Below are 11,558 nucleotides of genomic sequence, written 5' to 3'. Positions count from 1 at the left end.
ATTGCGGGCCGGACCCACTTGCGCCCGCGGCGCAGGGGCTTAGCTTGGGCGCAAAGGGAGTGCCGCATGCTCGACGCGCAGAAGACGATCCACCTGGCCGATTACCAGCCGTTCACGCATCTGGTGGAGCGGGTGGAGCTGACCTTCCGCCTTGCGCCGGGGGCGACGCGGGTTCTGGCGCAGCTGCATCTGGCGCCGAACCCGGCCCGGCCGGGTCGCCATCCGCTGCGGCTGGATGGCGAGGGGCTGCGGCTGGTCGCCTGCGCCGTGGCGGGGCAGGCGGTCGCCCCGGCGCTGGATGACAGCGGGCTGACCATCGCGCCCGAGGACCTGCCCGAAGGTCCGTTCCTGCTGGAGACCGAGGTCGAGATCGCGCCCGAGGCCAATACCGCGCTGGAGGGGCTCTACATGTCGAAGGGCATGTATTGCACCCAATGCGAGGCCGAAGGGTTCCGCAAGATCACCTATTACCTCGACCGTCCGGACGTGATGTCGCGCTTCAGGGTGCGGATCGAGAGCGACCTGCCGGTGCTTCTGTCCAACGGCAACCCGACCGCAAACGGCCAGGGTTGGGCGGAATGGGACGATCCCTGGCCGAAGCCCGCCTATCTCTTCGCGCTGGTGGCAGGCGACCTTCGCGCCCATTCCGCCGATTTCACCACCGCCTCGGGCCGCAAGGTCGCGCTGAACATCTGGGTCCGCCCCGGCGACGAGGACCGCTGCGCCTATGCGATGGACAGCCTGATCCGCTCGATGCGCTGGGACGAGGAGGTCTATGGCCGGGAATACGACCTCGACGTCTTCAATATCGTCGCCGTCGACGACTTCAACATGGGCGCGATGGAGAACAAGGGGCTGAACATCTTCAACTCCCGCTATGTCCTGGCCTCGCCCGAAACTGCCACCGACGACGACTACGCAAGGATCGAGGCGATCATCGCCCATGAATACTTCCACAACTGGACCGGCAACCGGATCACCTGCCGCGACTGGTTCCAGCTTTGCCTCAAGGAAGGCCTGACCGTCTTCCGCGACCACCAGTTCTCGGGCGACATGCGCTCGGCCGCGGTGCGGCGGATCGAGGAGGTCGTGGCGCTGCGCGCGCGCCAGTTCCGCGAGGATGCAGGGCCGCTGGCCCATCCGGTGCGGCCCGAAAGCTTCGTCGAGATCAACAATTTCTACACCGCGACCGTCTACGAGAAGGGCTCCGAGGTCATCGCCATGCTGAAGACCCTGGTCGGCGATCAGGGCTACAAGCGGGCGCTGGACCTTTATTTCGACCGCCATGACGGCGATGCGGCGACGATCGAGGACTGGCTGAATGTGTTCGAGGATGCCACGGGACGCGACCTGTCGCAGTTCAAGCTCTGGTATTCCCAGGCCGGCACCCCCCGGCTGCAGGTCGCCGAGGATTGGCAGGACGGGGTCTATACCCTGACCTTCACCCAGTCGACCCCGCCCACCCCCGGCCAGCCCGAGAAGGCGCCCCGGGTGATCCCGATCAACGTCGGCCTTCTGAACCCGAATGGCGACGAGGTGGTGCCGACGATCATGCTGGAGATGACGCAGGAGCGGCAGAGCTTCCGCTTCCAGGGGCTTGCGGCGCGGCCGGTGCCCTCGATCCTGCGCGGTTTCTCGGCCCCGGTGGTGCTGGAGCGCGAGGCCCCGCCCGAGGAACGCGCCTTCCTTCTGGCGCATGACACCGACCCGTTCAACAAATGGGAGGCGGGCCGGGCGCTGGCCAAGGATGTCATGGCCGCGATGGTGCTGCAGGATGCGCCGCCCAGCCCGGCCTGGCTGGACGCGGTGGCGGCGGTGGCCTTCGACGGGGGGCTGGACCCGGCGTTCCGGGCGCTTTGCCTGCGGCTTCCGGCCGAGGACGACATGGCGCAGACCATTCATGCCATGGGCCGGATCCCCGACCCGGCGCGGATCCATTCCGCCCGCCGCGCGATGGCGGGCGCCCTGGCGATCCGGCTGGGCGAGGGGCTGGTGCAGCTTTGCCGCGATCTGGACGACGGGGCGGAGTTCTCGCCCTCGGCGGAACAGGCAGGGCGGCGGGCGCTGCGGCTGGCGGCGCTGGCGCTCCTGGCGCGGCGGGACGGCGGGAAACTGGCGGCCGAGGCCTTTGCCGGGGCGCGCAGCATGACCGAGGAGATCGGCGCGCTGGCCGCGCTGCTGGACGTGGGGCAGGGGGCGGCCGAGTTGCAGGTCTTCGCCGACCGCTGGGGGGGCGACGCCAATGTCATGGACAAGTGGTTCGCCCTCCAGCTGGCGCTGGCCGAGCCGGGCGAGGCGGCGGAGCTGACCGAACGGCTGACCGCGCGGGCGGATTTCGACTGGAAGAACCCGAACCGCTTCCGCTCGGTCGTGGGGGCGCTGGCGGCGAACCATGCCGGGTTCCATCACCTTTCAGGTCGGGGGTATCGCGTGGTGGCGGACTGGCTGTTGAAGCTGGATCCCCTGAACCCGCAGACGGCGGCCCGCGTCTCGACCGCCTTCGAGACCTGGCCGCGCTATGACGCCGCGCGGCGCAAGCTGGCCCAGGCGGAACTGGAGCGGATCCTGGCCGCGCCCGATCTCAGCGGCGACCTGCGGGAAATGGCAGGGCGGATGCTGGCGGCGGGTCAGCCGGCCTGACAATAGGGCTGGGCGCGGGTCCAGGCCGCCATCGCGGCGCGCTTCTCGCCCGAGCGCAGCGGCGCCCAGTCGCGGCCGATGCCGCGATTGCCGCCGCCGGCGACGAGGCCATCCTTGGCGACCTGGGTCGACATGATCTCGACCGCGCATTCCAGGTTGGCCTCGCCATCCTTCAGCGCGCCGACCGAGGTCGCCTCGCAGCCGTAATTGGCGGCCGAGCGCGGCGAGATCTGCATCAGCCCGATCCAGCGCCCGCCCCCGCCCGAGGCCTTCTCGTTCCAGGTGCTCTCGTATTTTGCGACCGCCGAAAGAAGCCCGGTCCAGAAGGCGCGGCGCTCCTCGACCGAGGCATCGGGATAGCCGGGGCACCAGGTCCCGATGTCGGCGGGCACGCGTTCCGAGAGAATCGGGTCCTTGGTCGAGATGGCGACCATGGTCGATTCGGTCCATTCCTCGGCCTCGGGATGGTGGTCCCACTGCATCGGAAGTGCCGCGAAGGACATCGTGTCGCCGGTGCCGGCGGGAACGCAGGCCGACAGCGAAGTTGCCGCAATCACTGCCGAAATTGCCGCCACGCGCCGGCTGGCGTCACCTGAAATCCACCGCATTTCCATCATTCCGCCCTGATCTGAGCCATGCTTGCACCCATGGCGGCCCCGTGGACCGCCCGGGAAATTCGAGATGCTGATTACCCCCTCGCTTCTGCACGTGAAAACCCGCACCGGCCGCGATCGGCAGGAAGATGCCGCCCGGCTGGTCGGCGGCACCGCCCCGGCATCCTGGCGGGTCGAGGGGATCCGGGCCGATCTGGTGCTGTCGCGGCTCGAGGTTCCGGTGCTGCGACTGGGCCCGGAAGTCACTGAATGGAATTGCATCCGTGCCGATCACACCCGCATGGCCGAGGCCGGGGAATGGGCCGATCTGCTGGAATCCCTGCGCTTCGCCGATGAGGAGCGCAGCATGGCCTCGGGCGGGCGGCGGGTGGCGGCGTTGATCAGCGAAGGTCTGCGCGGCGCGCTGCTTGCCGCGCTTGACCGGCAGGACTGGGGCGCCGCGCGGACCGAGCTTGCCCGATTCGATGCCGTCCTGGCCATGCACCCCGAGAATCACGCCGCCGCGCATCTCCTGGCGCAGGCCCATGTCGATTTCGGCGCGGCGCTGGGTCTTGCGGCGGGGCAGGGCCGGCTGTCGCGCGATCTCTCGGCCGAAAGCGCCGCGCATTACGCCGAGGCCGAGGACCTGCTGCTGTCCTTCGACCCGATCGAGCTGATGTCGCCGCTTCTGGCCGGAACGCGCTATCTTCTGGTGCGCGGGATCGAGGACGGGGCCGGGCTGTGCCGCGACTGGTTCGAGGACTGGTGCGACCTCGACCCGCTGGACGCCGCGGTCCACGCCACCCATGCCATCGACATGCTGCCCGACTGGTTCGGCTCGCTGCAGGGCTTCGAGAAGGAGGCCCGGCGCGCCGCCGGCATGACGCAGGGGGCTACCGGAAAGGCGGCCTATGCCATCTTCCACATCGCGGCGCAGGAAAGGCTGGGGGATTTCCTGCCCAACCTGGATGTCGAGCTCTTCTTCGCGGCGCTGGGGGATTATCAGGATGCGACCGGCTGCCAGCACCGCGCCAATGTCGCGGCCGACCTGCTGACCCGCATGGTGCACGACTATCGCGCGGCGGGGCCGGATGCGGTCTGGCAGCTGACCAAGGCGCGGGCCGCCCTTTCCGACGTGCTGTGGAACCGGGTCAAGGAAATCCACCTGGATTGCTGGACCCATGGCGCCGACGGCCTCGCCTTCGCCCTGGCCGAGGTCTTCGGCCCGGCCCTGGCGCGCGGTGCCAGGATCGTCCGCTGGGGCGAGGGGCTGGGCAGCCGCATCCCGCGCGCGTGACGGACCCCTTGCCCCGAACGCCCGCGCGGCCTAAACCCGGCGCGACGACAGCGCCGAGGAAAACAGATGCTTGACCTGACCTATACCGCGCCCGCGCCCAAGGTGATCGCCGGGGCGAAGCACGACTGGGAACTGGTGATCGGCATGGAAATCCACGCCCAGGTCTCGTCGAACGCCAAGCTCTTCTCGGGCGCCTCCACCGCCTTCGGGGCCGAGCCGAACAGCAATGTCTCCTTCGTCGATGCCGCGATGCCGGGAATGCTGCCGGTGATCAACGAATTCTGCGTCGAACAGGCGGTCCGCACTGGGCTGGGGCTGAAGGCGCGGATCAACCTGGCCTCGGCCTTCGACCGCAAGAACTATTTCTACCCCGACCTGCCGCAGGGCTATCAGATCAGCCAGCTCTACCATCCGATCGTGGGCGAGGGCGAGGTGATCGTCGAGATGGCCCCCGGCGTCGCCCGCCGCGTGCGGATCGAACGCATCCACCTGGAACAGGACGCCGGGAAATCCATCCATGACATGGACCCGAACCTCAGTTTTGTCGACTTCAACCGCACCGGCGTCGCGCTGATGGAGATCGTCTCGCGCCCCGACATCCGGGGACCCGAGGAAGCGGCGGCCTATGTGACCAAGCTGCGCCAGATCCTGCGCTATCTCGGCACCTGCGACGGCAACATGCAGAACGGCAACCTGCGGGCCGACGTGAACGTCAGCATCTGCCGGCCGGGTCAATACGAGAAGTATCAGGAAACGCAGGATTTCTCGCACCTCGGCACCCGCTGCGAGATCAAGAACATGAACTCGATGCGCTTCATCCAGGCCGCCATCGAATACGAAGCCCGCCGCCAGATCGCCATCGTCGAGGATGGCGGCAGCGTGGTGCAGGAAACCCGCCTCTACGATCCCGACAAGAACGAGACCCGCTCGATGCGGTCGAAGGAAGAGGCGCATGATTACCGTTACTTCCCCGACCCCGACCTGCTGCCCCTGGAGATCGAGCAGGCCTGGGTCGACGACATCGCCGCGCGGATGCCGGAACTCCCCGACGCCAAGAAGGCCCGCTTCATGGCCGACTACGGCCTCACCGACTATGACGCCAACGTGCTGACCGCCGAAGCCGTCTCGGCCCGTTATTTCGACGAGGTGGCCAGGGGCCGCGACGGCAAGATGGCGGCGAACTGGGTCATCAACGAGCTTTTCGGCCGGCTGAAGAAGGAAGGCCACGACATCACCGAAAGCCCGGTCTCGGCGGCGCAACTGGGCGGGATCATCGACCTGATCGCGGCTGGAACGATCAGCGGCAAGATGGCCAAGGACCTGTTCGAGATCGTCTATACCGAAGGCGGCGACCCGGCGGCGATTGCCGAGGCGCGGGGGATGAAGCAGGTCACCGACACCGGCGCCATCGAGAAGGCGGTGGACGAGATCATCGCCGCGAACCCCGAGCAGGTGGAAAAAGCCAAGGCAAATCCAAAGCTTGCGGGCTGGTTCACCGGGCAGGTGATCAAGGCCTCGGGCGGCAAGGCGAACCCGGCGACGGTGAACGCGCTGGTGGCGGCAAAGCTCGGCCTCTGATCGGGGCGCGCAAGACTTTTCGAAAAGTCTTGCAAAATCCTTCGAAGGATTTTGGGCCGCCTGACCGGCGCGGTTCTGCCGGGGAAAGCTTCCGTGATTTGCGGTCGGGGAACGAATGCCATATTCCTTGCCCGACCCAAGGCCGGAGACCAGGATGCAGCGCTTCGAATACAAGGTCATTCCCGCCCCCAAGCGCGGCGAGAAGGCGCGGGGCGTTAAGTCCACCGAGGACCGCTTTGCCCAAACGCTGACCCAGTTGATGAACGGTCTCGGGGCCGAGGGCTGGGACTATGTCCGCGCCGACAGCCTGCCCTGTGACGAAAGGGTCGGGCTGACCGGGACCAGGACCACGTTCCAGAACGTGCTGGTGTTCCGCCGCCAGCTGGGCGCGCTTGCCGAAGCCTCGGCGCCCCTGCGCCTGGTGGCGGCCGAGGCCGCCATGGTCTCGGCCCCGCGGCTCGGCCCGGCCGAGGTGCCGCTTTCCGGCGCCGCGCCAGCCGTCGGCCCGGTCAACCCGAAGCTCGCCGCCGAGTGATCAGCCCGCGGCCTTCAGAGCCAGGGGCAAAGTTTCCGCAAGAATATCAAGCGCCTGGTCGTCGCCCAGGCTGATGCGGATGCAACGGTCGAGCGGGGCGATGCCGGGCATCCGGATGAACACCCCGCGGCGTCCCAGCTCTGCCAGCACCTTTCCCGCATGGTCCCCGTCGCGGCCGCAGTCGATGGTGACGAAATTGGTGGCCGAGGGCAGGGGCCGCAACCCGTTCTGCAACGCGATGGCAGAGAGACGGGTGCGGGCGGCAAGTGTCAGATCCTGCACGCTTTTCAGCCAGTCCTGATCCCGCAGCGCCGCCAGGGCCCCGGCCTGGGAGACGCGGCCCATCCCGAAATGGTCGCGCACCTTGTCGAAGGCGAGCGCAAGTTCGGGATGGGTGATCGCATAGCCGACACGCGCGCCCGCAAGGCCGTAACCCTTTGAAAAGGTGCGCATCCTTATCACCTGCGGATGATCCGCCGCGATCGCCGGCACCGTGCCGGGCGGGGCGAGGTCGGCATAGGCCTCGTCCAGGATCAGCAGGGAATGGTCGGGGAGGTTCGCCACCATGTCCTCGATCACCCGGGCGGGGTGGTGGCTGCCCATCGGATTGTCGGGGTTGGCGAGGTAGACAAGCCGCGCGCCGGTGTTTTTCGCTGCGAAAACAAGGGCTTCCGGGTCCTCGTGGTCGTGCTTGTAGGGCACGCGGGTCAAGCTTCCGCCATGGCCGGCAACGTGGAAGTTGAAGGTCGGATAGGCGCCGAGGCTGGTGACGACGGGGGTGCCGGGCTCCAGCGTCAGGCGGCAGATCAGGCCGAGGAGACCGTCGATCCCCGGACCCACCGCGATATGGGCGGGCGTGACGCTGTGATGGGCGGCAAGTGCCTGTTTCAGATCGTGATTTTCGGGATCGCCATACATCCAGGCCCCGCCTGCGGCCGCCTGCATCGCCGCGACGGCCTTGGGGGAGGGGCCGAAGAGCGATTCATTCGCGCCGAGCCGGGCGCGGAACGGGGTGCCGGAGCGGCGCTCCAGCGCCTCGGGTCCGGTGAAGGGGACGGTGGAGGGCAGCCGGGCGGCGTGGGGGGTGAGGAAGCGGCTCATGCGCGGGAGGCTGGCACGGGGCGGGGGGCTTCGCAAGGGGGCGTGCGCTGCGGCAGGGAACGGGGTGATCTGGGGCGGACGAAGCGTCTGCCATCCGTCTGGCAGGCGTCTGGCATCTGTCTGGCCGGGCAACTGGCCCGGTGGCGTCAACCTTCGCCGCAACGCCGGGCGCTTTCGGCGGCCTTCCCGTCCCTTTCTCCGCCCGATGACAGGTCGGAGAGGGGGGCGTGACGGCAGGGCGGCGGGGATGGGAGTTCCTGCCGGATTCTGTCGGGATTTCGTTGCAATAACAATTGCCTGCGGCCGTCTGCCGCATCGCGGCGTAACTTGGAATTGATCCAGATCATGGTCCCGCGCGTGCCCGCGCGCGATACTTCCCACTGTTCCGAAGACCCAGATGGAGGTAGTTATGCGGTCCCCAATCCTGTTCCTTGTTCTTTCATCCGCGCTTTCGGCACCAGTTGCTGCAGATGCCCTGCGCGATGCGGCGACCGAGACCTTCAAGCCGCTTCCGTCGACCATTCCCGCGCTGAAGGAGAACACCGTCACGCCCGAGAAGATCGCGCTTGGCAAGGCGCTGTTCTTCGATCCCCGGCTTTCGGCCTCGGGCGTCTTCTCCTGCTATTCCTGCCACAACCTGACCACCGGCGGCGACGACAACATGGAAACCTCGGTCGGCCACGGCTGGCAGAAGGGGCCGCGCAACGCGCCGACCGCGCTGAACGCCGTGCTGAACGAGGCGCAGTTCTGGGACGGCCGGGCCGATGACCTTGCCGCGCAGGCCAAGGGTCCGGTGCAGGCGGGGGTCGAGATGGCCAACACCCCGGACAACGTGGTGGCGACGCTGAAATCGCTGCCGGACTACGTGACCTGGTTCGGCGCGTCCTTCCCCGAAGCGGCCGATCCGGTCAGCTTCGACAACATGGCCAAGGCGATCGAGGCCTTCGAGGCCACGCTGCTGACGCCCGCGCCCTTCGACGCCTATCTGAACGGCGACGACAACGCGCTGACGGCCGAGGCCAAGGCCGGGTTGCAACTCTTCATGGACAAGGGTTGCTCCTCCTGCCACTCGGGCGTGAACGTCGGCGGGCACGGCTACTATCCCTTCGGCCTGATCGAGAAGCCCGGTTCGGAAGTGCTGCCGGAAGGCGACAAGGGCCGCTTCGCCGTGACCGAGACGGCGGACGACGAATATGTCTTCCGCGCCGCGCCCTTGCGCAACATCGCCCTGACCGCGCCCTACTTCCACTCCGGCAAGGTCTGGGATCTGTCGGTCGCGGTCGAGATCATGGCGGAAAGCCAGCTGGGCGAGGAGTTGAAGCCCGAGGAAACCGCGCAGATCGTCGCCTTCCTGGACAGCCTGACCGGGACCATGCCCGAAGTCACGCTGCCGGTGCTGCCGGCCGAGACCGCGGGCACGCCGCGCCCGACGACCATGGTCGAGTGAAACCTGTTTTTTAACGAGTGCGGGGGCGGCTTTCGGGCCGCCCCTTTTTCATCGCGACCGGCGCTCAGCGCAGGAATTTCCGGCGGGCTTCCTCGGCAATCGCCCGCAGCATCTCCAACCGGGCGATTTCGGCCATGGCGGCCTTGCGCGCGGCCTCGTCTTGCAGGCCGGCGAGCCGTTCCCGCGCCGCGGCGACCTGCTGCTTCAGCCGGATCTCCTCGGGCAGGACGCCGGCCTCGGCCATGATCCGGAAGCCCACCGCATCGCCCGCCGACACGAAGGCATCGCCGGTCCGGTCGGGCAGGGGCTTGCCCTTCAGGCGGGCCTTCTGGATCTGGCGTTCGGCAAGGCGGGAGAGCCAGGACGTGCGTCACCTCTTGCACCCGAAGGTGGGTGCGATCGGCCGCCGCCGCAAGCGAGCGCCCGGCCTAGCCGAGATCGGCCAGGCGGGCCAGCGCATCGCGCAGCTTCTGCGCCTCTTCCTGCCGGGCCTCGAGGTTGGCGGTCGCCTCCATCACCACATCCTCGGGCGCGGATCTGGCGAAGTTGGGGTTGTCGAGCCGGCCCTTGAGGCCGCCGATTTCCTTAGCCAGCTTGTCCAGCGCCTTTTGCAGGCGGGATTTCTCCTCGGCGATGTCGATCAGGCCGGCGAGCGGGATCGCGAAGGCGGCGCCCTCGGCCGCGACGGCGATCGAGCCCTTGGGGGCGGGGCCTTCGGTCACATTGTCCACCCGTGCCAGGCGCTTGATCAGGGCCTCGTTGCGCTGGAAGGCGGCGCGGGCCTCGTCGGTCAGGCTGGTGGCCACGAGGTCGGCCTTCAGCGCCACCGGCACATGCACCTGCGCGCGGGCCGAGCGGATGTCGTCGATGAGGGTGGTGACGAAGGTCATCTCGGCCTCGGCCGCCCGGTCGATCAGGGTGGCGGGCAGGTCGGGCCAGTCGGTGTGGACCAGAAGCTTGGCGCGCTTGCCGGTGGTGGACCAGAGCTCCTCGGTGAGGAAGGGCATGAAGGGATGCAGCAGGATCATCGACTGGTCGAGGACCCAGGCCATCGTGGCGCGGGTTTCGGTGGCGTCGGGGCCGTCGAACAGCGGCTTGGCGAATTCGACATACCAGTCGCAGACCTTGCCCCAGACGAACTTGTAGAGCGCGTCGGCGGCCTGGTCGAAGCGGAAGGTCTCCAGCGCCTCGTCGACCTCGGCCAGGGTCTTCGCGGTCTCGCCGATGATCCAGCGGTTTGCTGTGGCTTTCGGCGCGGGCGCGGGGCCGGTCGCGTGGCCCTCCCAGACGCCGTTCATCTCGGCAAAGCGGCAGGCGTTCCAGAGCTTGGTGCCGAAGTTGCGGTAGCCCGCGATGCGGCTGGTATCCAGCTTCAGCACGCCGCCGAGCGAGGCCATCGCCGCATTGGCGAAGCGCAGCGCATCGGCGCCGTATTCGTCGATGATCTCCAAGGGGTCGATGACGTTGCCGAGCGACTTCGACATCTTCTTGCCCTTGGCGTCGCGGACGAGGCCATGCAGGTAGACGGTGTGGAAGGGGATGTCGTCGACCACGGCAAGCTGCATCATCATCATCCGGGCGACCCAGAAGAACAGGATGTCCTGCCCGGTCACCAGGACCGAGGTGGGGAAGTATTTCTTCAGTTCTTCGGTGGGTTCGGGCCAGCCGAGCGTGCCGATGGGCCAGAGGCCGGAGGAGAACCAGGTGTCGAGGACGTCGGGGTCGCGCCAGATCGGGTAGACGAGTCTGGTCGGGTCTTGCGTGACCTCGTATTCCCCCAGCGCGGCGGCGAGGAGATCCACGGCCTGGGCGCGGTCGGCGGCCTCGATCACGCGGGCGTGGTTCAGCGGCACCGGCAGGGCGGCGAGGTCATCGAGGAAGCGGTCGGCGACGGTGGCGAAATCGGCGGCGCAGTGGTGGCGGGCGTCGCGCTGGACATGGCCGCCATCGCCGAGGAACTGGAGCATCTCCACCTCGTCCATCGCGCCGTCGCCCTCGTCGTCGCTGAAGCCGGGGGCGGTGAGGTCGAGACCATACCAGACCGGGATCTGGTGGCCCCACCAGAGCTGGCGGGAGATGCACCAGGGTTCGATGTTCTCGAGCCAGTGGTAATAGGTCTTCTCGCCGGAGGGCGGGATGACCCGGGTGCGGCCGGTCCGCACGGCCTCCAGCGCCGGTTCGACGATCTTCGCGGTGTCGACGAACCACTGGTCGGTCAGCATCGGCTCGATCACCACTTTCGAGCGGTCGCCGAAGGGCTGCATGATCGGCTTGGCTTCGACGTAGGGGATCAGAGTCGGGGGGGGGGGGGGGGGGGGGGCGCGGGGGGGGGGGGGCGGGGGGGGGGGGGGGGGGGGGGCCGGGCGC

The 11,558-nt window shown here is 68.1% G+C and carries 9 protein-coding genes; 5 read left to right on the top strand and 4 right to left on the bottom strand.

What is annotated here, in order from left to right; all coding sequences use genetic code 11:
• Window positions 1–66 precede the first annotated feature (66 nt).
• Entirely contained in the window at window positions 67–2,640 is a 2,574-nt protein-coding gene (pepN, locus tag I7S92_RS11945) for an aminopeptidase N (RefSeq protein WP_197644408.1), read from the top strand.
• Here the strand turns inward: pepN and I7S92_RS11940 are convergent.
• Window positions 2,628–3,248, bottom strand: a complete 621-nt coding sequence (locus tag I7S92_RS11940; RefSeq protein WP_242070183.1) for a transglycosylase SLT domain-containing protein — start codon at window positions 3,246–3,248, stop codon at window positions 2,628–2,630. The two genes, pepN and I7S92_RS11940, sit on opposite strands and share 13 nt — an antisense overlap.
• A 73-nt stretch (window positions 3,249–3,321) precedes the next feature.
• On the opposite strand from I7S92_RS11940, the gene I7S92_RS11935 reads away from it, so the two are divergent.
• The 3 genes from I7S92_RS11935 to I7S92_RS11925 all read left to right on the top strand — a co-directional run bounded on the left by I7S92_RS11935 (window position 3,322) and on the right by I7S92_RS11925 (window position 6,643).
• The gene (locus I7S92_RS11935) at window positions 3,322–4,530 is read left to right on the top strand and encodes a calponin homology domain-containing protein (RefSeq protein ID WP_197644406.1); all 1,209 of its coding nucleotides are present in this window, start codon (window positions 3,322–3,324) and stop codon (window positions 4,528–4,530) included.
• A gap of 66 nt (window positions 4,531–4,596) precedes the next feature.
• Window positions 4,597–6,108, top strand: coding sequence for an Asp-tRNA(Asn)/Glu-tRNA(Gln) amidotransferase subunit GatB (gatB, locus tag I7S92_RS11930; RefSeq protein ID WP_197644403.1), 1,512 nt, complete (start codon window positions 4,597–4,599; stop codon window positions 6,106–6,108).
• Window positions 6,109–6,262: 154 nt separating this feature from the next.
• A complete protein-coding gene (locus I7S92_RS11925; RefSeq protein ID WP_197644400.1) occupies window positions 6,263–6,643 on the top strand; it encodes a DUF4177 domain-containing protein in 381 nt (126 codons plus the stop codon).
• Here the strand turns inward: I7S92_RS11925 and I7S92_RS11920 are convergent, their stop codons facing one another.
• A complete protein-coding gene (locus I7S92_RS11920; protein WP_197644397.1) occupies window positions 6,644–7,744 on the bottom strand; it encodes a pyridoxal phosphate-dependent aminotransferase in 1,101 nt (366 codons plus the stop codon).
• Between the two features lie 409 nt (window positions 7,745–8,153).
• Here I7S92_RS11920 and I7S92_RS11915 point away from each other — a divergent pair, with 409 nt between their 5' ends.
• Window positions 8,154–9,191, top strand: a complete 1,038-nt coding sequence (locus tag I7S92_RS11915) for a cytochrome-c peroxidase (protein ID WP_197644395.1) — start codon at window positions 8,154–8,156, stop codon at window positions 9,189–9,191.
• A gap of 64 nt (window positions 9,192–9,255) precedes the next feature.
• Here I7S92_RS11915 and I7S92_RS11910 read toward each other — a convergent pair whose 3' ends face one another.
• Together I7S92_RS11910 and I7S92_RS11905 are read right to left on the bottom strand one after the other, a co-directional pair.
• Window positions 9,256–9,510 (bottom strand): DnaJ family domain-containing protein, encoded by a 255-nt coding sequence (locus tag I7S92_RS11910; protein WP_206761074.1) that lies wholly within the window; start codon window positions 9,508–9,510, stop codon window positions 9,256–9,258.
• A 109-nt stretch (window positions 9,511–9,619) separates the two neighbouring features.
• Window positions 9,620–11,558 (bottom strand): class I tRNA ligase family protein (locus tag I7S92_RS11905; RefSeq protein ID WP_242070182.1); only part of this gene is annotated, 1,939 nt, incomplete at its 5' end.

Origin of the sequence: Tabrizicola soli (assembly GCF_015999335.1) — a bacterium.
Lineage (GTDB): Bacteria > Pseudomonadota > Alphaproteobacteria > Rhodobacterales > Rhodobacteraceae > Tabrizicola > Tabrizicola soli.
Note: the sequence above shows the minus strand (reverse complement) of the source record. Positions and strands in the feature narration are given on the sequence as shown.

Bases quoted from the DNA above. Each gene is read 5' to 3' on its own strand.
- I7S92_RS11925 (WP_197644400.1), top strand. From the start codon at position 6,263: ATGCAGCGCTTCGAATACAAGGTCATTCCCGCCCCCAAGCGCGGCGAG.
- I7S92_RS11935 (WP_197644406.1), top strand. From the start codon at position 3,322: ATGCTGATTACCCCCTCGCTTCTGCACGTGAAAACCCGCACCGGCCGC.
- pepN (WP_197644408.1), top strand. From the start codon at position 67: ATGCTCGACGCGCAGAAGACGATCCACCTGGCCGATTACCAGCCGTTC.
- I7S92_RS11940 (WP_242070183.1), bottom strand. From the start codon at position 3,248: ATGCGGTGGATTTCAGGTGACGCCAGCCGGCGCGTGGCGGCAATTTCG.
- I7S92_RS11915 (WP_197644395.1), top strand. From the start codon at position 8,154: ATGCGGTCCCCAATCCTGTTCCTTGTTCTTTCATCCGCGCTTTCGGCA.
- gatB (WP_197644403.1), top strand. From the start codon at position 4,597: ATGCTTGACCTGACCTATACCGCGCCCGCGCCCAAGGTGATCGCCGGG.
- I7S92_RS11920 (WP_197644397.1), bottom strand. From the start codon at position 7,744: ATGAGCCGCTTCCTCACCCCCCACGCCGCCCGGCTGCCCTCCACCGTC.